At 53.8% G+C, this 23495-nt stretch carries 17 protein-coding genes; 13 read left to right on the forward strand and 4 right to left on the reverse strand.

The annotated features are described in order from the left end of the window. The first annotated feature begins 3 nt into the window (after window positions 1-3). Window positions 4-438 (forward strand): TonB system transport protein ExbD, encoded by a 435-nt coding sequence (gene exbD, locus I2123_RS05240; RefSeq protein ID WP_213051938.1) that lies wholly within the window; start codon window positions 4-6, stop codon window positions 436-438. 76 nt (window positions 439-514) lie between these two features. Here the strand turns inward: exbD and garD are convergent, their stop codons facing one another. Next, window positions 515-2086 carry a galactarate dehydratase gene (gene garD, locus I2123_RS05245; protein WP_112164675.1) on the reverse strand — a complete coding sequence of 524 codons (1572 nt, stop codon included), beginning with the start codon at window positions 2084-2086 and terminating at the stop codon, window positions 515-517. Between the two features lie 538 nt (window positions 2087-2624). On the opposite strand from garD, the gene I2123_RS05250 reads away from it, so the two are divergent. From I2123_RS05250 to I2123_RS05270, 5 genes are all read left to right on the forward strand, one after another. Beyond that, on the forward strand, window positions 2625-3971 hold the full coding sequence (locus tag I2123_RS05250) for an MFS transporter (RefSeq protein ID WP_112164676.1): 1347 nt from the start codon (window positions 2625-2627) through the stop codon (window positions 3969-3971). A 54-nt stretch (window positions 3972-4025) separates the two neighbouring features. Next, complete coding sequence (garL, locus tag I2123_RS05255; protein WP_112164677.1) at window positions 4026-4796, forward strand: 2-dehydro-3-deoxyglucarate aldolase; 771 nt, start codon at window positions 4026-4028, stop codon at window positions 4794-4796. A 26-nt stretch (window positions 4797-4822) separates the two neighbouring features. Further along, window positions 4823-5713 (forward strand): 2-hydroxy-3-oxopropionate reductase, encoded by an 891-nt coding sequence (gene garR, locus I2123_RS05260; RefSeq protein ID WP_208640472.1) that lies wholly within the window; start codon window positions 4823-4825, stop codon window positions 5711-5713. Window positions 5714-5834: 121 nt separating this feature from the next. Then, the gene (locus I2123_RS05265) at window positions 5835-6974 is read left to right on the forward strand and encodes a glycerate kinase (RefSeq protein WP_213051939.1); all 1140 of its coding nucleotides are present in this window, start codon (window positions 5835-5837) and stop codon (window positions 6972-6974) included. A gap of 139 nt (window positions 6975-7113) precedes the next feature. Further along, complete coding sequence (locus I2123_RS05270; RefSeq protein WP_213051940.1) at window positions 7114-8421, forward strand: amino acid deaminase; 1308 nt, start codon at window positions 7114-7116, stop codon at window positions 8419-8421. 78 nt (window positions 8422-8499) lie between these two features. Here I2123_RS05270 and barA read toward each other — a convergent pair whose 3' ends face one another. After that, the gene (gene barA / locus I2123_RS05275) at window positions 8500-11250 is read right to left on the reverse strand and encodes a two-component sensor histidine kinase BarA (RefSeq protein WP_213051941.1); all 2751 of its coding nucleotides are present in this window, start codon (window positions 11248-11250) and stop codon (window positions 8500-8502) included. 63 nt (window positions 11251-11313) lie between these two features. Between barA and rlmD the strand changes: the two genes are divergently transcribed. Continuing rightward, window positions 11314-12678 (forward strand): 23S rRNA (uracil(1939)-C(5))-methyltransferase RlmD, encoded by a 1365-nt coding sequence (gene rlmD / locus I2123_RS05280; protein WP_112164682.1) that lies wholly within the window; start codon window positions 11314-11316, stop codon window positions 12676-12678. 9 nt (window positions 12679-12687) lie between these two features. Beyond that, window positions 12688-14931 carry a GTP diphosphokinase gene (relA, locus tag I2123_RS05285; protein WP_112164683.1) on the forward strand — a complete coding sequence of 748 codons (2244 nt, stop codon included), beginning with the start codon at window positions 12688-12690 and terminating at the stop codon, window positions 14929-14931. A 57-nt stretch (window positions 14932-14988) separates the two neighbouring features. Here relA and I2123_RS05290 read toward each other — a convergent pair whose 3' ends face one another. Continuing rightward, window positions 14989-15738, reverse strand: a complete 750-nt coding sequence (locus tag I2123_RS05290; RefSeq protein ID WP_213051942.1) for a hypothetical protein — start codon at window positions 15736-15738, stop codon at window positions 14989-14991. A 197-nt stretch (window positions 15739-15935) separates the two neighbouring features. Here I2123_RS05290 and mazG point away from each other — a divergent pair, with 197 nt between their 5' ends. From mazG to eno, 3 genes are all read left to right on the forward strand, one after another. Beyond that, window positions 15936-16739 (forward strand): nucleoside triphosphate pyrophosphohydrolase, encoded by an 804-nt coding sequence (gene mazG / locus I2123_RS05295; protein ID WP_167457508.1) that lies wholly within the window; start codon window positions 15936-15938, stop codon window positions 16737-16739. 349 nt (window positions 16740-17088) lie between these two features. Continuing rightward, a complete protein-coding gene (gene pyrG, locus I2123_RS05300; RefSeq protein ID WP_112164686.1) occupies window positions 17089-18726 on the forward strand; it encodes a glutamine hydrolyzing CTP synthase in 1638 nt (545 codons plus the stop codon). A gap of 81 nt (window positions 18727-18807) precedes the next feature. Next, window positions 18808-20112, forward strand: a complete 1305-nt coding sequence (eno, locus tag I2123_RS05305; RefSeq protein ID WP_213051943.1) for a phosphopyruvate hydratase — start codon at window positions 18808-18810, stop codon at window positions 20110-20112. Window positions 20113-20201: 89 nt separating this feature from the next. Here eno and I2123_RS05310 read toward each other — a convergent pair whose 3' ends face one another. Next, on the reverse strand, window positions 20202-21002 hold the full coding sequence (locus I2123_RS05310; RefSeq protein ID WP_213052468.1) for a MurR/RpiR family transcriptional regulator: 801 nt from the start codon (window positions 21000-21002) through the stop codon (window positions 20202-20204). A gap of 204 nt (window positions 21003-21206) precedes the next feature. On the opposite strand from I2123_RS05310, the gene I2123_RS05315 reads away from it, so the two are divergent. Continuing rightward, on the forward strand, window positions 21207-22760 hold the full coding sequence (locus tag I2123_RS05315) for a maltose/glucose-specific PTS transporter subunit IIC (protein ID WP_112164689.1): 1554 nt from the start codon (window positions 21207-21209) through the stop codon (window positions 22758-22760). Next, window positions 22757-23455: an N-acetylmannosamine-6-phosphate 2-epimerase gene (locus I2123_RS05320; RefSeq protein WP_213051944.1), complete on the forward strand. Its 699-nt coding sequence runs from the start codon at window positions 22757-22759 to the stop codon at window positions 23453-23455. The genes I2123_RS05315 and I2123_RS05320 overlap by 4 nt, the downstream gene beginning before the upstream one ends. Window positions 23456-23495: the final 40 nt, after the last annotated feature.

Genomic DNA, 23495 nt, shown 5'->3' on the forward strand with positions numbered 1-23495 from the left:
ATTATGGCTATTCGGTTAAACGACGATATCGACGAAAGCGGTGAAATGCATGACATCAACGTCACGCCTTTTATCGACGTCATGCTGGTACTGCTGATCATCTTCATGGTTGCCGCGCCGCTGGCCACCGTAGATGTCCGGGTAGATTTACCGGCTTCGACGGCCAAAGCGCAGCCCCGTCCGGAAAAACCCATCTTCCTGACGGTGAAATCAGACAAGCAAATGTTCCTTGGCGACATCGCGGTCAACAGCGACAACCTGACGGCCATGCTGGATCAGCGTACTCAGGGCAACAAACAGAGTACGATTTTCTTCCGTGCAGATAAGACGGTGGATTATGAAACGCTGATGAACGTCATGGATAACCTGCGTAAAGCCGGTTACCTGAAAGTCGGGCTGGTCGGCGCTGAACAAACCGGCGCAGCCGCCGCGAAGTAAGCGTCCATTTGTTCAGAAGTCCCTAAAGAAAAGGCCAGCGTTTGCTGGCCTTTTTTGCGTTGTGAGAGACTGATAATCAGGTCACCGGTGCCGGGTTAAACACTGCCAGCGCATTGTGAATGCCCCAGGTGTCTGACCAGGTTTTCTTGCGGCCACTGGCGATATCGAGGATGAAGTGGAACAGCTCCCAGCCGACGTCTTCGATAGTTGCATCGCCCGTTGCAATGGTACCGGCGTTGATGTCCATCAGGTCATGCCAGCGGTTAGCCAGTGTGGTGCGGGTCGCCATTTTGATTACCGGTACGGCCAGCAGGCCATAAGGCGTACCGCGTCCGGTGGTAAAGACCTGAACGGTGATACCTGAAGCCAGTTGCTGCGTGCCGCAGACAAAATCACTGGCGGGCGTTGCGGCGAAGATCAGCCCCTTTTTGGTCGGACGCTGTCCCGGTGACAACACTTCAGAAATCGCGCTGGTGCCGGATTTCGCAATCGATCCAAGCGCTTTTTCGACCACGTTCGCCAGTCCGCCTTTCTTGTTGCCCGGAGACGGGTTGGCGCTGCGGTCGGTTTGCCCGAGCGACAGATAATTATCATACCAGGCCATCTCTTCCAGCAGGCGTTTGCCGACGCTGACATCCGCAGCACGCGGGGTGAGCAGATGGATTGCGTCGCGTACTTCGGTCACTTCGGAGAACATCACCGTGCCACCGCAGCGCACCAGCAGATCCGAGGCGAAGCCGACCGCCGGGTTGGCGGTCACGCCGGAGAAAGCATCGCTGCCGCCACACTGCATACCGACCACCAGATCTGACGCTGGACAGGTTTCACGCTGACGGCGGTTCAGGCGCTCGAGATGGAACTGTGCCACGGTGAGAATATCGTCCACCATCGACTGGAAACCGACGTGCTGTTCATCCTGCAAACGGACGATGTGAGTGTCGTCGAGCGAAATGGCCTGCACGTCGGGTGTGCCTTCCAGCAGACGTTCCGGCTGTAGTTTCTCGCAGCCCAAACCGACCACCATGACTTCACCGCCAAAGTTCGGGTTGAGCGCCAGATTGTGGATGGTGCGGATTGGCACGACCGCTGCCGGTGCGTTGATAGCCACTCCGCAGCCGTACAAATGGTTCAGCGCAACGACGCCATCCACGTTGGGAAATTTCGGCAGTAAATCACGCTCGATAATTTTCACCACGTAATCAACCACGCCCGCTACACAATGCACGCTGGTGGTAATGCCGAGCAGGTTTTTGGTGCCCACGCTGCCGTCTTCGTTGCGATAGCCTTCAAACGTGTAGCCCTCAAGCTTCGGTAAGGCCGGGGGAACGCGTGTCGCCAGCGGCAGACTGGCGAGCTCCGGTGCAACGGGCAATTCGACCAGCGATTCGTCAATCCAGCTGCCTTGCGGAATTTCCCTCACGGCATAACCGATCACTTCGCCATAACGAATGATATCGCCGCCTTTGGCAATCGGTTCTAAAGCCACTTTATGACCTTGCGGAATATGCTCAATTAATTCCAGACCATTTGAAAATCGGGTGCCGGCTTTTAAACCGTTATCGTTCACAATAATGGCAACGTTATCGCTTTCATGAACTTTAATGAAAAGTGCGTCTGTTGCATGCTCTTTATCTTTATTACGTGACATAACTGTCTCCGCGTTTATTAAACATCCCGAAAAAAGATCCTTCGGTTAATTCTCTGAAGTGGTCGCGTACAAATGTTAACGTTTTGTCTTTCCGGCATTACAGGGTATGCCCCTATTATAAAGCAGCTGTCCGGGAACCTCATTGTGCAACTGACCAGCTTTTCGCCCGCGGAACGTCATTCTGTGTGGCAGGTGACAGAATAGATGTGACGGATATCACCCTTTGTTTTGCAGGCCTTCAGAACCCGTGTGAACTGTGATTATCCTCCCACCACGATGTGTGGATGCAAAAGAATAGTCGTCATCGTACGGCGTATTCTTGGGCGAATGCACAGTGTTATTTCCGCCCTCATTTTTTATACTGTGTTTGCCCTCTGAAGGTCGCGTTGAAAGCAATACAGGTAAATTTCAGGCATGGATAAATCACGACGAAATGCCTGTCTCATATAAAGGAAGCCAGCAGGCGAAGCGAAAAAAGTTATTTCGATAACCGTTATTTCCCTGCGAATTATTCCGTACTAGTAAAATGAGGGTCACCATGAGCGTTCATTCCCAGTCCCGAGTACTGGCGCAAAGTAAGACGCGAACACATATTCGCTATTATATTTTGCTGATTATCTTTCTTATCACGGCGGTAAATTATGCCGACCGTGCAACGCTTTCGATTGCCGGTACCGAGGTCGCGCGTGAGCTGGGCCTGGATGCCGCTGATATGGGGCAAATCTTCGCCGCGTTCGGCTGGGCTTATCTCATCATGCAACTGCCCGGTGGCTGGCTGCTGGACCGTTTCGGTTCCAAAAAAGTCTACTCCTACAGCCTGTTTTTCTGGTCACTGTTCACGTTGTTGCAGGGCTTTGTCGGCTGGTTCCCGCTGGCATACGGAGCGCTTACGCTGTTCATTCTGCGTTTTATGTTGGGTTTCTCTGAAGCACCTTCCTTCCCGGCCAACGCCCGCATCGTGGCCGCCTGGTTCCCGACCAAAGAGCGCGGCACCGCCTCGGCGATTTTTAACTCTGCACAATATTTCTCGCTCGCGTTGTTCTCACCGCTGCTCGGCTGGCTGACCTACGCCTGGGGCTGGGAACATGTCTTCATCGTGATGGGTGTGCTCGGTTTTGTGCTAACGCTGGTGTGGATCAAGTTCATCCACAACCCGCCGGAACATCCGGGAATTTCTAAAAGCGAGCTGGAATTTCTGAAAGACGGCGGCGCTGTAGTCGATATTGACCACAAGAAAACCGACGGCACGCAAGGTGGCCCAAAATGGAGTTACGTCCGCCAGATGCTGAGCAACCGCATGATGTTGGGGATCTTCTTCGGTCAGTACTTCATTAATAGTATTACGTGGTTCTTCCTGACCTGGTTCCCAATTTATCTGGTTCAGGAAAAGGGGATGTCTATTCTTAAAGTCGGGATGATTGCAGCAATTCCCGCGCTGTGCGGCTTTGCCGGTGGCGTGCTGGGCGGCGTGTTCTCTGATTATCTGCTCAAACGCGGTTTCTCACTGACAGTGGCGCGCAAAATTCCCATTGTCCTGGGCATGCTCTTAGCCACCAGCATCATTTTATGTAATTACACGGATAACAACGCACTGGTGGTGACCCTGATGGCACTGGCGTTCTTCGGTAAAGGCTTTGGTGCGCTGGGCTGGCCGGTGATTGCCGATACCGCGCCGAAAGAAGTCATCGGGCTGTGCGGCGGCATCTTCAACGTCTTTGGCAACGTGGCTTCTATCGTCACGCCGCTGGTTATCGGTTACATCGTCAAAGGTCTGCATTCTTTCAATATGGCCCTGATTTTCGTCGGTTGCTCTGCGCTGATGGCGATGCTGTGTTACCTGCTGGTTGTCGGTGAGATCAAACGTCTCGAACTTAAGAAAAGCTAATTTACGATGGCGGGCTGACGGAAATTCCGCGCCCGCCCTATAACGAGGTCATCTATGAGTAATCCAATGATTCCAAACCGGTTCCGTCAGGATTTATTGCAAGGTAAAACGCTGATCGGCTGTTGGGCCGCCTTGTGCAACCCGATTGCCACGGAAGTCCTGGGGGTCGCAGGTTTTGACTGGCTGCTGCTTGACGGCGAACACGCACCGAATGACATCAGCACCTTTGTGCCGCAGCTGATGGCGCTGAAAGGCAGCAAAAGCGCGCCGGTTGTACGTCCGCCTTTCAATGAGCCGGTGGTGATTAAACGTCTGCTGGATATTGGTTTTTACAACTTCCTCATTCCTTTCGTGGAAACGCAGGAGCAGGCCGAGCGCGCCGTGGCGTCTACTCGTTATCCGCCAGCAGGGATCCGTGGCGTATCCGTTTCCCATCGCAGCAATATGTTTGGCACCGTGGCGGATTACTTCACCAGCATCAACGACAACATCACGGTGATGGTGCAAATCGAGAGCCAGCAGGGCGTCGATAACCTTGATGCGATTGCCGCCACCGACGGCATCGACGGCATTTTTGTCGGCCCAAGCGATCTGGCCGCAGGCATGGGACATCTCGGCAACGCCGGACACCCGCAAGTGCAGGCGGCCATCCGCCACATCTTCGACCGTGCAAAAGCGCACGGAAAATCCAGCGGCATTCTGGCACCGGTTGAAGCCGATGCACGCCGTTATATGGAATGGGGCGCGACCTTTGTGGCCGTTGGCAGTGATTTAGGCATTTATCGCGCAGGTACGCAGGCGCTGTGTGATCGCTTCACCAAGTGATCTCATCACATCAATACTCTGAGGATATCCGAATGAAAATTGGCTTTATTGGTTTAGGCATCATGGGCAAGCCTATGAGCAAAAACCTGCTCAAAGCAGGCTATGAACTGGTGGTCATGGACCGCAATCTCGACACCGTGGGCGAAATTGTCGCGCTGGGCGCCACCGCTGCCGACACGCCGAAAGCAGTCGCTGAACAGTCTGATGTAATCATTACCATGCTGCCTAACTCACCGCAGGTCAAAGACGTGGCGTTGGGTGAAAATGGCCTGATTGAAGGCGCACGCCCCGGCACAATCTTTATCGACATGAGTTCTATCGCACCGTTGGCCAGCCGCGAAATCAGCGAAGCGCTGGCGGCGAAGCAGATCGCCATGCTCGATGCGCCGGTCTCCGGTGGGGAGCCGAAAGCCATCGACGGCACCATGTCAGTGATGGTCGGCGGCGAGAAAGCCGTATTTGATAAATGCTATGAAATCATGAAGTCGATGGCCGGTTCCGTGGTGCATACCGGCGATATCGGCGCGGGCAACGTCACCAAGCTGGCCAATCAGGTCATTGTGGCGCTGAACATTGCGGCGATGTCGGAAGCGCTGGTGCTGGCAACCAAAGCAGGCGTAGATCCTAATCTTGTCTTCCAGGCGATCCGTGGCGGGCTGGCAGGCAGTACCGTGCTGGAAGCCAAAGCGCCGATGGTGATGGATCGCAACTTTAAACCTGGATTCCGTATTGATTTGCATATCAAAGATTTAGCCAATGCACTCGACACTTCCCATGGCGTGGGTGCGCAACTGCCTCTGACCTCGCTGGTCATGGAAATGATGCAGGCATTGAAAGCGGATGGTCACGGGCAATCTGACCACAGCGCCATTGCACGCTATTATGAAAACTTAGCGAAGGTTGAAGTTACCCGTTAGTCAGGGGGATCGCGCGGCCCGATGAGCAGTAAATCGCGTCGCGTAGCCCTTTTGGCAGAATGCAAAACTGACAGGACGCTTTTCCACAACGGCGCGTGCAGTTTATGAAGGTAATGACTTTATGAAAATAGTGATCGCACCGGATTCATACAAAGAAAGTTTGTCTGCATTGGATGTGGCGAAGGCCATCGAAAGCGGATTTCGTGAGATTTTCCCTGACGCGGAGTATATCAAACTGCCGGTCGCCGACGGCGGCGAAGGCACAGTGGAAGCGATGGTGGCCGCCACCGGCGGGCGCGTGGTGAAAGTCAAGGTTACCGGGCCGCTGGGCACCCCGCTCGAGGCCTTCTTCGGTCTTTCCGGCGATGAGAAAATCGCGTTCATCGAAATGGCTGCCGCCAGCGGGCTGGAAAGTGTGCCAGCGGCGCAGCGTAATCCGCTGAAAACCACCTCTTACGGCACGGGCGAGCTGATCCACTCCGCGCTCGACCACGGCGTGAAACACTGCATCATCGGCATCGGCGGCAGTGCGACCAATGACGGCGGGGCTGGCATGATGCAGGCGCTGGGCGCGAAGCTGCTGACCAAAGAAGGCCAGTCCATCGGCCAGGGCGGCGGCGAGCTTGAGAAGCTGCATCACATTGATATCAGCGGGCTGGATCCGCGAGTCAAAACATGCCGCTTCGAAGTGGCCTGCGACGTGACTAATCCGCTGACCGGAAAAGACGGCGCTTCCGCCATCTTCGGCCCGCAGAAAGGCGCCACGCCGGAGATGATTGAGCAGCTGGACGGCTATCTGCATCATTACGCGAAAGTGATTAAACAGGATCTGGGCATCGACGTTGAGCATGTTCCTGGCGCAGGGGCCGCAGGGGGGATGGGCGCGGCGTTATACGGATTCTGCGGCGCGGAACTGCGTCAGGGCATCGAAATTGTCACCGATGCACTGGGGCTGGATGCGCTGGTCAAAGACGCGACGCTGGTGATCACCGGCGAAGGGCGTATCGACAGTCAGAGCATCAATGGCAAAGTACCGATCGGCGTGGCGCGGGTCGCCAAGCGTTATAACAAACCGGTGATCGGTATTGCGGGCAGCCTGACTAAAGATGTCGATGTGGTTTACGCTCACGGGCTGGATGCCGTTTTCAGCGTGCTCTACAGCGTATGTACGCTGGACGATGCTCTGAAAAATGCCGCAGATAATCTGCGTAAGTCAGCACGGAATATTGCCGCGACCATTAAGTTATCGCAAAAGCTCTGAGAACGTATTAACGGAAAGAATCAGCAACAATACGTCATTAAAAAACCGGTGTTCAGCCCCAGCCTGCACCGGTTTTTGTATTTTATTCCCGGCGATTTTACGTTAGTTTTTAGAATCAAATCGCAACGGGAACCCCGCCATGTCAGAGATTGATTTTTCGCAGCAGCCGGTCAATACACGAACCAAAGGATTAGGGCCAGTCAGCGCAGATGCGCGCATGGGTGATATCCGTCAGCAGGGCTGGAATATCCTGCGCGAGGACGTCAGCCTGCCGGTGGCGGTACTGCTTGAGGAGCGAATCGAACACAATCTTGCGTGGATGCGCGAATTTATTCAGCGCTATCGGCTGAAACTCGCGCCGCATGGCAAAACGACCATGAGCCCGGAGTTGTACCAGATGCAGCTGGAGTTCGGCGCCTGGGGCATCACACTCGCGACCGCGCCGCAGGTCAATGTGGCGTTCCAGCACGGCGTGCGCAAAGTGATTATGGCGAACCAGCTGATCGGCAAAGGCAGCATGGCGATTATCGCCGGATTATTGCGTGAGGATCCTGATTTTGAATTTTCCTGCATTGTCGATTCCGCCGATAACGTTGATTCGCTCGGCCACTATTTTGCCAGCCAGCAACTGACACTGCGCGTCATGTTCGAATACGGCATTCAGGGCGGTCGCACCGGTATCCGCACCGGCGAGCAGGAGGCGGAAGTGCTGGCGGCCGTGAAGCGCTGGCCGCAGTCGCTGGCGCTGGTGGGTGTTGAGCTCTATGAGGGCGTCAGTAATGACGAAGCGGCGATCCGCGCCTTCCTGCGTCACGTTGTTGCGCGTACCGAAGCGCTGGCGCAGGCAGGTGAATTCTCTGAACCGCAGGTGATGCTGACCGGCGCAGGGTCTGCGTGGTTTGACGTGGTGGCCGAAGAGCTGACGCGTGAAGATCCCCATCTCGACAACGAAAAACGTTACCAGCTGGACGTTATTCTGCGCTCCGGCTGCTACGTTACGCACGATGTGGGTGCGTATCAGGCCGCGCTGGAGAGGATGCAAACCAGTAATCCGGTAGCGCGCGAAATGAACAGCAGCTTACAGCCCGCGCTGCAGGTCTGGGCGGCAGTGCAGTCCTTGCCCGAACCGGGGAGGGCGATCATTGCTTTCGGCAAGCGTGACGCCGGTTACGATGCCGGATACCCGAAAGCCGCCGGTCATTTCCGCCCGCGGAGTGCCACGCAGGCCGGCTATACCACGGTCGTCCCTGCCCCCGATGACTGGAAAGTTTATGCGATGATGGATCAGCATGCATTTATGTCAGTCCCGGAAAATGCCGATCTGAAAGTCGGTGACATGCTGGTGTTTGATATCTGCCATCCATGTCTGACATTTGATAAATGGCGTCAGCTGCTGTTGGTGAACGAGCAATGGGATGTGACCGGAGCTGTCACGACCTGGTTTTAACCGGCGTTCAACGCATAAAAACGCCCGGAATTAGCCGGGCGTTATGTTTTTACCTGAAACTCCTCACTCCGGCTCTTTTTACCTCGGTAAATATGCCACCGCAGCTCGCTTCACATTTTCAATCTCATCAAGCAGTTCGAGCCATTCCGGCTCCAGCGTTTCCACGCTCACGCCCTGACGCAGTTGCTGTTCGATGTAATAGCAAAGCTGTTTCAGACGCGGGACGCCACTGTAGCTGCAACTGCCGTGCAGTTTGTGGATAAGCGCCAGAATGTCGTTATCGGTTTCACCGCGTGCAACGGCATCGACGCGTTCGGCAACCTGCGGCAGGAATTCCACCAGCATTTGCAACAGATCCTGCGCCAGTGCGACTTTATTGGCGGACTGACTCAGTGCCAGCTGCCAGTCGAGCGTGCTGTTCGGCGCGAGATCTTCCTGAGTTTGCAGCGGGGAATCTAACTGATTCTGATGCGAGTAATGGCGCGACAGCACATTTTTCAGCATGGATTCGTCGATCGGTTTCGCCAGATAATCGTCCATACCGAGTTTCAGCAGCTGTTCACGTTCGCCGCTCAGCGAATGGGCAGTGACGGCCACCACCGGTGTACTGGTGTGGCGCGCCATCTGATGAATGATTTCGCTGGCGCGGATGCCGTCGATATCCGGCATCTGAATATCCATCAAAATGATGTCCAGATCGGTGTGGCGGGCGACTTCAATCGCTTCTTCACCGCTGTGGCACAGCACGGTGGTTTCCACCAGTTCTTCGAGCAGCGCGCCAATCAGTTTGAGGTTCGCCGGATTATCATCCACGGCCATCGCGGTCAGCGGCAGGCGCGAGGTTTTAGTTTCCTCTGAACCGAGGATCCGAACCACCGGCTGTTGCTCTTTTAACAGCAATGGCAGCAGACGGATGCTGGACATTGGTTTGATGAGACAGGCCTGTACGCCGCGCCGTTTTAGCTCTTCGGCATCAACCTGGAACTGGCTTGGCAGCGCCAGCAGCAGGTGACGCGTCATGCCCAGCACCCGTTTTAATCTGTCGTCATAATCGGCCAGCGTCTGATCCTGTTTGACCGGAATACTGCACAACATCATGTCGTAATAGTTTTCTGGCAATGCGGCCAGCGACGTGCGGTGGGTCACTTCCAGCGGCGTTGCCTGCAAAATTTCCATAGTGGCTTTCGCCGCCGCCGGGTTGGCTTCGACGTAGGCCAGACGTTTACCTTCAAGCGAGCTCATGGAAACCGGCGTCACATGGCGGTTTTCATTGAGCTCCAGCGTGACGTGGAACCAGAAAGTCGAACCGCGATTGATCTGGCTGTAGAAGCTGATATCGCCGCCCATTTCCTTCACCAGCCGCTGAGTGATCACCAGCCCCAAACCGGTGCCGCCGTGACGGCGAGAAATACTGGCATCGGCCTGACGGAAAGCCTGGAACAGCTGCGACTGCTGCCGCTCGGAAATACCGATGCCGGTGTCGTGGATCTGCACTTCCAGTTCGACCTGCAAATTATTCTGCGAACGCAGCTCAACATTGATATCAATGTTGCCGTTTTCGGTGAACTTAATCGCATTCCCCAGCAGGTTAGTGACCACTTGCTGCATACGCATCGGGTCACCGAGAACATTTTCCGGCACGTTATTGTGAACGTTGAGCGTCAGTTCCAGCCCTTTGTCATGTGCGGTGTGTGCCAGCAGGATAACCACTTCATCGAGCATTTCATGCAGTGAGAAAGGAATGTGCTCAAGCACCAGTTTGCCCGCTTCCAGCTTCGAAAAGTCCAGCACGTCATTAATGATGGTCAGCAGATTATTGGCTGAGCGCTCAATAGTTTGCAGGTAATCTGCCTGCGTGGGGGACAGTGGCGTTTTAAGGGTCTGGCGCGTGAAACCAATGACGCCGTTAAGCGGTGTACGCAGTTCGTGTGACATGTTGGCGAGGAATTCGGATTTGATACGCGCCGCTTCCTGCGCGCGTTTTTTCGCCAGATCCAGCTCGACGTTCTGGATTTCCATCTGTTCCAACGTCTCGCGCAAATCTGACGTGGCCTGATCGATATTTTGCTGTACTTCTTCGTGGTACGCCGTCAGCGACATCGCCATCGAGTTGATGCCGTTTTTCAGCATGCTCAGTTCGCCGGGCATCGTGCCTTCGACGCGGCTGTCGAGCTGCCCGCGACGGATGCGGTCAACGGTGTTCACCATATTCCGGATAGGCCCTGTGACGTCGCGCATCAGCCGATAGGCGAACAGGGTGGCGATGCCCAGACACAGCAGTAACAACATGGTGGAAACGAACGCTTCCTGATATTGCGCCAGCCGCACCGAGCTGATATCCAGCTCAATAGCGATATAGCCGAGATTGTGTTCGGGAGAGGTTCTGAAAGAGGCGTCATCGGCCTCCGTGTGATTCTCTGCCTGAACCGGCGTGCGCAAAATCAGGGAGTCGCCGAGGCGCATCTGCGTCAGTTCGCGGGGAATGTCTTTAACGCTTCGAACCTGTAAAGGAGTGTATTCGCGCAGGGAGTTCGAACTGGCAAACAGTTTATTGTCGCCATCAAACACGCTGATGCTGCGGACAATGTTGGAATGATTGCGATGCAGTCGGCTGATGAGACGTATCACCGGTTCGCGTTCGCGGAACGTCATCCCGTATTCGCTCGCGACGGCCAGTGGCTCGATAATGCTGGCTCCGGCGTCGATCAACTGATTCTGTAACTCGTTATATCGGTGCACCACAAAGAAGGTGCTGAGCAGCAAACCGATCATTAATGTCGGTGCCAGAATCAGGATCATCATCCGTGCGCGAAGGCTATATTTGGTCATGAGGTTCCAATGTGGGAGAATTACCTAAAGTAAGCTTAATAAACCAGCGTGCAATCGACAATAATGGCTCAATTCTACTCTCCGAACCGCCGTGTGACGACCCGGCAAACGATAACTGTGACTGCCACCGACCTTGATGCTTTCGGGCAGGGTGTTGCACGTCATAACGGCAAAGCCGTGTTTGTCAGTGGCTTATTGCCCGGCGAGCAGGCGGAAGTGATCTTAACAGAAGATAAAAGTAAGTACGCCAAAGGGCGGCTGAAACGTTTGCTGACCACCAGCGCCGATCGCGTCAAACCGGCCTGTCCGCACTATTCCACCTGCGGCGGTTGCCAGCAACAGCACGCCAGTGAGGCGTTGCAGCAGCGCAGTAAATCGGCGTCCCTGCTGCGGCTGATTTCCCGTGAAACCGGCATTCAGGCTGATGAACAACCTGTGATTGCCGGTCCGCAATACGGTTATCGCCGCCGTGCGCGTCTTGGATTGCAAATTGCCGGCGCTAAGCCGGGGCGTAAACCCGGCAACGGGCCGCTGGTGATGGGATTCCGACAGGAAGGTTCGAACGATCTGGTGGCTGTCACCCGCTGTCCGGTGTTGCGCCCTGAGCTCGAGCAACTGCTGGTGCCGGTGCAGGAATGTCTGGCCTCGCTGACGGCGGCTAAACGCCTTGGGCATCTGGAAATGGTGCTGGCGGACAGCGGTGCCCTGCTGGTTTTGCGCCATCTGGATCCGCTCAGCGAAGCCGATCGCACCCGCCTGACGGCGTTTGCGCAAAAGCATCAGTTAACGATTTTTCTGGCACCCGACAGCGATACGCTGGAACGTTTGTGTGGCGACGTCCCTTTTTATCAGATTGATGGCCTGGCGCTGAATTTCGGTCCGCGTGATTTTATTCAGGTTAACGATGCCGTAAACCAGCAAATGGTGGCGCAGGCGCTCGAATGGCTGGCGCTGACGCCGGAAGACCGCGTGCTGGATTTATTCTGCGGAATGGGAAATTTCACCCTTCCACTGGCAAAAAGAGCTAAGCGGGTTGTCGGAGTTGAAGGTGTTGCTACACTGGTGGCGAATGGGCAAGATAATGCCCGGATTAACGGATTAGAAAATGCGTCATTCTTCCACGAAAATCTGGAGGACGACGTCAGTCAGCAACCCTGGGCAGCGCAAGGCTTCAATAAAGTTTTGCTCGATCCTGCGCGGGGCGGTGCGGCCGGCGTGATGGCGCATATTGTTAAGCTTGCCCCGCAGCGCGTGGTGTATGTGTCCTGCAATCCCACGACATTGGCTCGGGACAGTAAAATTTTGTTGGAGGCGGGTTATCGGTTGGCTCAGGTTCGTATGCTGGATATGTTTCCGCACACCGGGCACCTTGAATCGATGGCTCTGTTTATCAACCCATCTGACACCGGGGTTGTGTCAGACACGTAGGGAGAGGGTATGGTTGCGGTAAGAAGTGCACATCTGAACACGGCTGGCGAGTTTGCGCTCGACGACTGGATTAACAGTTTAGGGCTGTCCAGCCAGCAGTCATGTGACCGTTTAGCCGAAACCTGGCGCTACTGCGAGCAACAAACGCAGGGCCATCAGGACGCGTCGCTTTTACTGTGGCGCGGTCTTGAGATGGTTGAAATCCTCTCGACCCTCAGTATGGATAACGACAGTATGCGCGCCGCGCTGCTGTTCCCGCTGGTCGATGACGGCATCATCGATGAAGACACGCTGACCGAGCAGTTTGGTAAAGGTATTACCGATCTGGTGCACGGCGTGCGCGATATGGATGCCATCCGCCAGCTGAAGGCCACGCACAATGATTCCATGGCGCCGGAGCAGGTGGACAACGTCCGCCGGATGCTGCTGGCGATGGTGGAAGATTTCCGCTGCGTGGTGCTCAAACTCGCCGAACGTATCGCGCATCTGCGTGAAGTGAAGGACGCGCCGGAAGAAGAGCGCGTTTTGGCGGCGAAGGAATGTACCAATATTTATGCTCCGCTGGCGAACCGCCTCGGTATCGGCCAGCTCAAATGGGAGCTGGAAGATTTCTGCTTCCGTTATCTGCATCCTGATGAATATAAACGCATTGCGAAACTGTTGCATGAGCGTCGTATCGACCGTGAACAGTACATCGATGATTTTGTTTCTACTGTCAAAAATGCGATGGGCGAAGAGGGCATTAAAGTCGATGTCTATGGCCGTCCGAAACATATTTACAGCATCTGGCGCAAGATGCAGAAAAAATCCCTCTCCTTCGACGAACTGTTCGACGTGCGCGCCGTGCGTATCGTGGTGGAGCGTCTGCAGGATTGCTACGCGGCGTTAGGGATTGTGCATACTCATTTCCGGCATCTGCCGGATGAGTTCGACGATTACGTCGCCAACCCGAAACCGAACGGCTATCAGTCGATCCACACCGTGGTGCTCGGGCCGCGCGGTAAAACGCTGGAAGTCCAGATCCGTACCCGCCAGATGCACGAAGATGCAGAGCTTGGCGTCGCGGCGCACTGGAAATACAAAGAAGGTACCGCCGTGGTCGGTGGCCGCAGCGGTGGCTACGAAGGTCGCATCGCGTGGCTGCGTAAACTTATCGCGTGGCAGGAAGAAATGGCCGATTCGGGCGAAATGCTCGACGAAGTGCGCAGTCAGGTCTTCGACGACCGCGTTTACGTGTTTACGCCAAAAGGCGACGTTATCGATTTGCCAACCGGCTCGACGCCGCTCGACTTCGCTTACCACATCCACAGCGATGTCGGTCACCGCTGTATCGGGGCGAAAATCGGCGGGCGCATTGTGCCGTTTACCTATCAGCTGCAAATGGGCGATCAGATTGAGATCATCACCCAGAAGCACGCAAACCCAAGCCGTGACTGGCTGAACCCGAGTCTCGGGTATGTCACCACCAGCCGCGGGCGCTCGAAGATCCAGAACTGGTTCCGTAAACAGGATCGCGACAAAAATATTATCGCCGGTAAGCAGATCCTCGACGACGAACTCGATCGAATGGATATCAGCATCAAGGATGCCGAAAAACTGCTGCTGCCGCGCTACAACGTCAATTCGCTCGACGAAGTGTTGGCTGCGATTGGTAACGGCGACATCCGCATCAACCAGATGGTCAACTTCCTGCAATCGCAGCTTAAAAAGCCGAGTGCGGAAGAGCTGGATAAAGAGGCGATGCGTCAGCTGACGCAGAAAACCACGCCAGCACCGCAACGCAATGGCAGTAAAGACAATGGCCGCGTGGTGGTTGAAGGCGTGGGCAATCTGATGCACCACATCGCGCGCTGTTGCCAGCCGATACCGGGTGATGAAATCGTCGGTTACATCACGCAGGGCCGGGGGATTTCTATCCACCGGGCTGATTGCGATCAGCTGGAAGATTTACGCCTGAATGCGCCAGAGCGTGTGGTAGACGCCGTATGGGGTGAAAGCTACTCCAGCGGGTATTCGCTGGTGGTGCGTGTGGTCGCCAACGACCGCAGCGGCCTGCTGCGCGATATCACCACCATCCTCGCCAACGAGAAGGTCAACGTGCTGGGCGTTGCCAGCCGCAGCGATACCAAGCAGCAACTGGCGACCATCGATATGGATATCGAAATTTACAACCCGCAGGTGCTGGGGCGCGTGATCGCCAAGCTGAACCAGCTGCCGGACGTCATTGACGCCAAACGCCTGCACGGCAACTGATTTTGTGATGGGTTTTTTAGTGAGGGGGAGCCCCCTCACTAAAAATTATTTCAATAATCAGACCTCTGTGAGGTCATAGGCGATTAAGTTATAGAGCTGACTATATCTTTCCACATCATTATCAGTACCGGAATACTTAATTTCGATATCAATGCTTAATATAGTATCAGGCATAATGATATGCGTACCTTCTTGTGGTGCTTCAAGCACGACAGTGCCTTCAGTACCATTTGCCAAAACTGTCACCCATAATGTTTGTGGATTAACTATTTCTGAACCGGCGGGTAAATTATCAAATGCTACCAGCCAGTTGGAAATATTTGTTTTTGCTGAGGTTAAATTAATACGGTAGCTATATATCCACTGTTGTGTTTCCCAGTCCTGCCAGGAACCTCTTTTTTCATAACTTACAGTGATTGGCTTTATCTCTGCACCAGTATTAATCAGTAAAGGACATGATGAACCTGGAACATTTTCAGAGCTATAATAAGTTAAACTCCCGCCAGACAGTACCGTGTTGTCCGGAGCATCTGCATCAACTGACAGTGTGATGCTTCTGTTTGCATTCCACCCACCCCCATTTGCATTAATGATGTTTGACGATAATCCGTCCTCTGCGATGACGACTTTAGAAGGAGAATAAACAGACATTGCTAATATATGGCAGTGCTTGGGTGCTATAGCATGAATTCTTGAGCCTGGGCTGTCTATTCCTGTGGAAACAAAGGTGAAGGGAACAATTACCGTATCGCCAGGGGAAACAATAGGCGTCCCATTTTGGTAAAGGTTGATATCTTGAAATGACATAATAACTTCCTCATGTTTAGGTTGTTGCCAACAAATAATTAGTGGTTCCTTGAATTAATATCAATTAAAAAAATCACTTTGATTTTTTTATGATGTCATTATGAATTTTTTATAGTGAATGTTTTAATTTTTATTTCGGATTATTATCTGTTATATAGAGTAAATACTTTAATGATAAAAGTGAGATGTGCTTTTGTATGAACAATAATCTGGATCGGCTTCTGGCTATTATGAAAACCCTGCGTGATCCGCAAGCCGGTTGTCCGTGGGATAAAGAACAAACCTTCGAGACCATCGCGCCGTACACGCTGGAAGAAACCTATGAAGTGCTGGATGCCATTGCGCGTAAAGATTACGACGACGTGCGCGATGAGCTGGGCGATCTGCTCTTTCAGGTGGTGTTTTACGCGCAAATGGGCAGCGAGCAGGGGCTGTTTGGCTTCGACGATATCTGCAATGCGATTTCGGATAAGCTTGAACGTCGCCATCCGCAAATTTTCGGCGATGAAGCGGCGTGGTCAAAAGACGCCAGTAGCAAAGACGTGCTGGTGAAATGGGAAGCGCGCAAGGCGCAGGAGCGGGCGGAGAAATCCCTGCATTCGGCGCTCGATGACATCCCCTCCGCACTGCCTGCGCTGATGAAAGCGCACAAAATTCAGAAGCGTTGCTCAAACGTCGGTTTCGACTGGACTACGCTCGGGCCGGTGCTCGATAAAGTCTATGAAGAGATCGATGAAGTGATGTTTGAAGCGCGTCAGGCGGTGATTGACGAAGAAAAGCTCGGCGAAGAAATTGGCGATCTGCTGTTCGCGACGGTCAATCTTTCCCGTCATCTGGGGCACAAAGCAGAAGACGCATTGCAGGCCGCGAACCGTAAATTCGAGCGCCGTTTCCGTCATGTGGAAAGCATTATCCGTGAGCAGGGGCTGAGTATGGAAGACGCCACCCTGGATCAGATGGAAGCCGCGTGGCAGCAGGTAAAGAAGAGTGAGAAGCCGTAAAACCGGTGCCCGGACTTTGATCGGCGACAAGATCTGCATTTGCTGAAACGGTTAAGCTCAGTATCAGTCAGCCGCTAAAAGCCTGATCTGAGCGTGGTAAAGTCCAAGAAATTGATATCTAAGATGTTTCAATGAGTCATGCGAACAGTTGCGTCATTTTCATCCGCTAACTGATTGTTTTTGAAAGAATGAGAGAAAAAGTCTGGAAAGGTTAACTTTTCTGAACTGACGCTGAGGAAAACGATGATGGGCAGCAAAACGTTTATTTGTGGCGCACACAAGGTTCCGGTATACTGTTTTCCCGTCTTGGTTACTCCATCATCTTTAAACCTAACCTCTCAGGTTCAGCATGACAACTAATTATATTTTTGTGACCGGCGGGGTCGTATCCTCTCTGGGTAAAGGCATTGCCGCAGCCTCTCTGGCGGCTATTCTCGAAGCCCGTGGCCTTAACGTGACCATGATGAAACTGGACCCGTATATCAACGTGGATCCCGGCACCATGAGTCCGACCCAACACGGTGAAGTCTTCGTAACCGAAGATGGCGCTGAAACGGATCTGGACCTCGGTCACTACGAGCGCTTCATTCGCACCAAAATGACCCGTCGTAACAACTTCACCACTGGCCGTATTTACTCTGACGTGCTGCGCAAAGAGCGCCGCGGCGACTATCTCGGCGCAACCATTCAGGTTATCCCGCACATCACCAATAACATCAAAGAACGCATCATCGAAGGCGGCGAAGGCCACGACGTTGTGCTGGTGGAAATTGGCGGTACTGTGGGTGATATCGAATCCCTGCCGTTCCTGGAAGCGATTCGCCAGATGGCCGTAGACGTGGGCCGTGAGCACACGCTGTATATGCACCTGACGCTGGTGCCTTACATGGCCGCTGCCGGTGAAGTGAAAACCAAACCGACTCAGCACTCCGTAAAAGAGCTGCTGTCTATCGGTATTCAGCCAGACGTGCTGATCTGCCGTTCCGATCGCGCAGTGCCTGCGAATGAACGCGCCAAAATCGCGCTGTTCTGTAACGTGCCAGAAAAAGCGGTGATTTCTCTTAAAGATGTTGATTCCATTTATAAAATCCCGGCCCTCTTGAAATCTCAGGGTCTGGACGACTATATTTGTAAGCGCTTTAACCTGAGTGCGCCGGAAGCGAATCTTTCCGAGTGGGAACAGGTTGTCTACGAAGAAGCCAATCCGGGTGGTGAAGTCACCATCGGTATGGTCGGTAAGTACATTGAGCTGCCAGATGCTTATAAATCTGTGATTGAAGCGCTCAAACACGGCGGCCTGAAAAATCGTCTGACCGTGAACATTAAACTTATCGACTCTCAGGATGTCGAAACCCGTGGTGTTGAAGTGCTCAAAGGTCTGGACGCGATCCTTATCCCTGGTGGCTTCGGTTACCGTGGTGTGGAAGGCAAAGTCGCAACCGCTCGTTATGCACGTGAAAATAACATTCCTTACCTGGGCATTTGTCTGGGTATGCAGGTGGCACTCATGGAGTTCGCCCGCAATGTAGTGGGTATGGAAAATGCCAACTCCACCGAATTTGTGCCAGACTGTAAATTCCCTGTGGTGGCGCTGATCACCGAATGGCGAGATGAAGACGGTAACGTTGAAGTACGTACCGAAGACAGTGATTTAGGCGGTACCATGCGCGTCGGCGGGCAGCAATGTCATCTGAGCGACGGTAGCCTGGTTCGTGAGATGTACGGCGAACCGACAATAGTTGAACGCCATCGTCACCGTTACGAAGTGAACAATATGCTGCTGAAACAAATCGAAGCCGCAGGTTTACGCGTAGCCGGTCGCTCTGGCGATAAGCAACTGGTGGAAATCATCGAGCTGCCAAATCATCCGTGGTTTGTGGCTTGCCAGTTCCATCCAGAATTTACGTCTACGCCGCGTGATGGTCACCCGTTGTTTGCAGGCTTTGTGAAGGCTGCCGGTGAATATCAGAAGCGTCAGGTAAAATAAAATACCGGGGAAGTGGTTCGGGACAGACTGTCTGGAATCGCTTTTCCGAAGCTTTAGTTAACTTGTACTGAGGAAATCTTAATGTCTAAAATCGTTAAAGTTATCGGCCGTGAAATCATCGACTCCCGTGGTAACCCGACTGTAGAAGCTGAAGTTCATCTGGAAGGCGGTTTCGTTGGTTTGGCAGCTGCACCATCAGGTGCTTCTACAGGTTCCCGCGAAGCGCTGGAACTGCGTGACGGTGACAAATCCCGTTTCCTGGGCAAAGGCGTTCTGAAAGCCGTTGCTGCTGTAAACGGTCCTATCGCTGAGGCTGTAACTGGCAAAGACGCGAAAGACCAGGCTAACATCGACAAGATCATGATCGATCTTGACGGTACCGAAAACAAATCTAACTTCGGCGCTAACGCGATTCTGGCTGTTTCCCTGGCTGCTGCTAAAGCGGCTGCTGCTTCTAAAGGTCTGCCACTGTACGCTCACATCGCAGAACTGAACGGCACCCCAGGCAAATACTCTATGCCACTGCCTATGATGAACATCATCAACGGCGGCGAACACGCTGATAACAACGTTGATATTCAAGAGTTCATGATTCAGCCTGTTGGCGCGAAAACTCTGAAAGAAGCCATCCGTATGGGTTCTGAAGTGTTCCACACCCTGGCTAAAGTTCTGAAATCTAAAGGCATGGGTACTGCTGTTGGTGACGAAGGTGGCTACGCGCCAAACCTGGGTTCTAACGCAGAAGCTCTGTCTGTTATCGCTGAAGCGGTAAAAGCAGCAGGTTATGAGCTGGGTAAAGACATTACTCTGGCGATGGACTGTGCAGCATCAGAATTCTACAAAGACGGTAAATACGTTCTGGCCGGCGAAGGCAACAAAGCTTTCACTTCTGAAGAGTTCACTCACTTCCTGGAAGACCTGACCAACCAATACCCAATCGTTTCTATCGAAGACGGTCTGGACGAATCTGACTGGGAAGGTTTCGCATATCAGACTCAAGTACTGGGCGACAAAATCCAGCTGGTTGGCGACGATCTGTTCGTCACCAACACCAAGATCCTGAAAGAAGGTATCGATAAAGGCATCGTTAACTCCATCCTGATCAAATTCAACCAGATCGGTTCACTGACCGAAACTCTGGCTGCGATCAAAATGGCGAAAGACGCTGGCTACACTGCCGTTATCTCTCACCGTTCAGGCGAAACTGAAGATGCTACCATTGCCGATCTGGCAGTCGGTACCGCTGCAGGCCAGATCAAAACCGGTTCTATGAGCCGTTCTGACCGTGTTGCTAAATACAACCAGCTGATTCGTATCGAAGAAGCGCTGGCTGCACAAGGTACACCTGCACCGTTCAACGGTCTGAAAGAAGTTAAAGGTCAGTAATTACTGCCCCGCAACACTTTCCTGAAAAACCCGCTTCGGCGGGTTTTTTTATGTCTGCAAATTAGGGAAATGTGCGGAAAACCTTCGGGTTACAGCAACAGAGAAAGCGTGGCGCTCGCACTGTGTTCGCTGGCCTGCAGATAATCAGGGGAAAGCGTTAACAGCTGATTGATCAGTAATTCTACCAGTAACATCCCACCGACTTTTGACGTCAGTAATCCCGCTGTCAGCGGGCCTTCCGGTTTGGCGGCGACCAGTAAAATATCCGCCAGTGAAGAAAGCGGGCTGCGCAGCGTATTACTGATGCCGATGATCATGGTGCCCTGACGCTTCGCCAGTTCTGCCGCGTGCAGCACATCTTTGGTGGAGCCTGAGCTGGAAATCACCACCACAATATCCCGGCTGTCCAGACTCACAGCGTTCATCGCCCCACGATGCATATCGGCAAAACATTGCGATGCTTTGCCCAGACGCAGCAGCTTGTAGCCCAGATAATCGGCCACAATGGCACTGGCGGCGACGCCATAGACCTGCACGGAACGCGCGTTATGAATGTGCAACGCCGCGTCCGCCAGCACCTGACGATCGAGCAGTTTACCGGTATCGCGCAGGGAGGCGATGCTGTCTTCGATCAGCGTCTGAACGTCGTCATTCCCTTCGGCGGCCTGATGTGCCGGGTTCTGACGCGTCTCAAGCGCGAGCCCCATTTTGAACTCGGTAAAACCTTTGCAACCCAGCTGGCGGCAAAGCCGCGTGACGCTGGCCTCGCTGGTGTCACTTTCACGCGCCAGTTCAGTGATGGTCAGGTAAAGCACGCGCTGCGGCTGTTCCAGCACAAAACTGCCCAGCTTATGCAGCGTCGGGCTGTAATTCTCCAGCCCCTGACGCATTCGCAGTAATAGCGTGCCTGTTTCCTTGGTCTGACTCACTCGGCTCTCCTAAGAATAATTGACCTCCCTAGTTTGGCTGATGTGACGCAGTTAACGCCAGAAGAATTCCGTATGGATAACGCGGCGCAATTGGTGGTAATTATTATTTTATTTATATAGTGTGGTGAAAATAATTATCACAACAACACAACGCGGAGTCATCTTATGTCAATATTCAATGGTTCAGGGGGCGGGGCGTGGTTCGAAAGAGCCCAAAAATTCGGCAAGTCTTTCATGTTGCCTATCGCAATTTTGCCCGCAGCCGGACTGCTGTTGGGGATTGGCGGGGCACTCTCCAACCCAAACACGTTAGCCGCATATCCGTTTCTGAATATCCCGGCCTTGCAGGCGATTTTCACCGTCATGGCCAGTGCCGGCTCGATTGTCTTTGCCAACCTGGCGGTGCTGTTTGCCGTCGGAGTTGCGGTCGGGCTCGCGCGCAGTGACAAAGGAACGGCAGGATTATCCGCGCTGCTGGGGTATCTGGTGATGAACGCGACCATCAACGCTATTTTGATCCTCAAAGGTCAGCTCGCCACGACCAATCTCAGCGCCGCCGGGCAGGGAATGGCACTCGGTATCCAGACGCTGGAAACCGGCGTTTTTGGCGGCGTGGTGATTGGGCTTGTGACGTGGTGGCTGCATAACCGTTATAACAAAATCGAGTTGCCGCAGTTTCTGGGGTTTTTCGGCGGTTCGCGTTTTGTCCCGATCATCTCCTCTGTCGCGGCAATCGTCGTGGGGGCGGTGATGTTCTTCATCTGGCCACATTTTCAGAAAGTTATTTTTGGAATGGGCGGGCTGGTGGATGCCACCGGATACCTCGGCACCTTCATTTACGGTTTTGTGCTGCGCATGCTCGGCCCGTTCGGCCTGCATCATATTTTCTATCTGCCTTTCTGGACTACCGCACTCGGCGGCAGTGAAGTGGTGAATGGGCATCTGGTGGAAGGCACGCAGCGGATCTTCTTCGCCCAGCTGGCCGACCCGAATACGCAGCAGTTTTATATTGGCACCTCCAGGTTTATGTCCGGGCGCTTCATTACCATGATGTTTGGTCTGGTGGGGGCCTGTCTGGCGATGTACCACACGGCGCGGCCTGAGAATAAAAAGCGCGTTGCAGGGCTGCTGCTCTCGGCGGCACTGACCTCCTTTCTGACCGGTATCACTGAACCGATTGAGTTCTCGTTCCTGTTTGTCGCACCGATGCTGTATGTCCTGCACGCGGTGTTCGACGGACTGGCATTTATGATCGCTCATATTTTGCAGATCACCATCGGGCAGACTTTCTCCGGCGGCTTTATCGATTTCATCCTGTTTGGCGTTTTACAGGGCGAAAGTAAAACCCACTGGATGTACGTCCCGCTGGTCGGTGTGCCGTGGTTCGCGCTCTATTACTTCTCTTTCCGCTATCTGATCAGGCGCTTCAATCTGAAAACGCCGGGGCGTGATGAGGCTGAAATTCAGCAGGATAACGTCGTGACCGACCGCGCAGGAATGATTATTGAAGCGCTGGGCGGGGCGGCCAATATCGCGGAGCTGGATTGCTGTGCAACGCGTTTGCGGATCAGCGTCCTTCAGGCCGCTGACGTGGATGAAAGCAAGCTTAAGTCCAGCGGAGCAAGGGCTGTTCTTATCCGCGGGAACGGAATTCAGGTCATTTACGGGCCGCACGTTACGATCATTAAAAATGAAATCGAGGAGATGCTGGGAGTATGAATCAGTCAATGTTAACGACCATCAGGGGAAAACTGGTGGTGTCCTGTCAGGCGCTGGACAACGAACCGCTGCACAGCGATTTTATTATGAGCCGCATGGCGCTGGCCGCGATGCAGGGCGGCGCGGCGGGGATCCGCGCCAACAGCGTTGCGGATGTGAAAGCCATTCGCGCCACCGTGCCATTACCGGTCATAGGGATCATCAAGCGTGATTATCCCGCCAGCGATGTGTACATCACGGCAACAATGAAGGAAGTGCGCGAGCTGATGGCCGTTGCGCCGGACATGATCGCGCTGGATGCCACTGCCCATCAGCGCCCTGGCGAATTGCAGCTCGCTGAACTGGTGCAACGCATTCGTGAAGAGTTCCCGGCTTTATTGCTGATGGCAGACATCGCGACCTTAGAAGAAGCGCAGAACGCGCAGACGTTGGGGTTTGATTGTATCGGCACGACATTGCACGGCTATACTCAGGAGACGCAGGGCAGCAAACTCTGGCATGACGATTTTGCCTTCCTGCGACAGGTGCTGGCGCACTGCGATACGCCGGTCATAGCCGAGGGGAATGTTGATACCCCGGAAATGGCGGCGCGATGCCTGACGCTCGGCGCGCATTCTGTTGTGGTCGGTGGTGCCATCACCCGGCCTCAGCAGATTACGCAACGTTTTACCGACGCCATTCGCTCTGGCGGCTGACAGACATTTTTGCAGACATTTGCGCTGCGCCCCGTGTTTG

It is taken from the genome of Rahnella inusitata, from assembly GCF_018288855.1.
Lineage (GTDB): Bacteria > Pseudomonadota > Gammaproteobacteria > Enterobacterales > Enterobacteriaceae > Rahnella > Rahnella inusitata.

Bases quoted from the DNA above. Each gene is read 5' to 3' on its own strand.
- mazG (WP_167457508.1), top strand. From the start codon at position 15,936: ATGAACAATAATCTGGATCGGCTTCTGGCTATTATGAAAACCCTGCGT.
- garD (WP_112164675.1), bottom strand. From the start codon at position 2,086: ATGTCACGTAATAAAGATAAAGAGCATGCAACAGACGCACTTTTCATT.
- pyrG (WP_112164686.1), top strand. From the start codon at position 17,089: ATGACAACTAATTATATTTTTGTGACCGGCGGGGTCGTATCCTCTCTG.
- rlmD (WP_112164682.1), top strand. From the start codon at position 11,314: ATGGCTCAATTCTACTCTCCGAACCGCCGTGTGACGACCCGGCAAACG.
- barA (WP_213051941.1), bottom strand. From the start codon at position 11,250: ATGACCAAATATAGCCTTCGCGCACGGATGATGATCCTGATTCTGGCA.
- I2123_RS05315 (WP_112164689.1), top strand. From the start codon at position 21,207: ATGTCAATATTCAATGGTTCAGGGGGCGGGGCGTGGTTCGAAAGAGCC.
- exbD (WP_213051938.1), top strand. From the start codon at position 4: ATGGCTATTCGGTTAAACGACGATATCGACGAAAGCGGTGAAATGCAT.
- garL (WP_112164677.1), top strand. From the start codon at position 4,026: ATGAGTAATCCAATGATTCCAAACCGGTTCCGTCAGGATTTATTGCAA.
- I2123_RS05265 (WP_213051939.1), top strand. From the start codon at position 5,835: ATGAAAATAGTGATCGCACCGGATTCATACAAAGAAAGTTTGTCTGCA.
- I2123_RS05290 (WP_213051942.1), bottom strand. From the start codon at position 15,738: ATGTCATTTCAAGATATCAACCTTTACCAAAATGGGACGCCTATTGTT.
- I2123_RS05310 (WP_213052468.1), bottom strand. From the start codon at position 21,002: ATGCGTCAGGGGCTGGAGAATTACAGCCCGACGCTGCATAAGCTGGGC.
- I2123_RS05250 (WP_112164676.1), top strand. From the start codon at position 2,625: ATGAGCGTTCATTCCCAGTCCCGAGTACTGGCGCAAAGTAAGACGCGA.
- I2123_RS05320 (WP_213051944.1), top strand. From the start codon at position 22,757: ATGAATCAGTCAATGTTAACGACCATCAGGGGAAAACTGGTGGTGTCC.
- relA (WP_112164683.1), top strand. From the start codon at position 12,688: ATGGTTGCGGTAAGAAGTGCACATCTGAACACGGCTGGCGAGTTTGCG.
- eno (WP_213051943.1), top strand. From the start codon at position 18,808: ATGTCTAAAATCGTTAAAGTTATCGGCCGTGAAATCATCGACTCCCGT.
- I2123_RS05270 (WP_213051940.1), top strand. From the start codon at position 7,114: ATGTCAGAGATTGATTTTTCGCAGCAGCCGGTCAATACACGAACCAAA.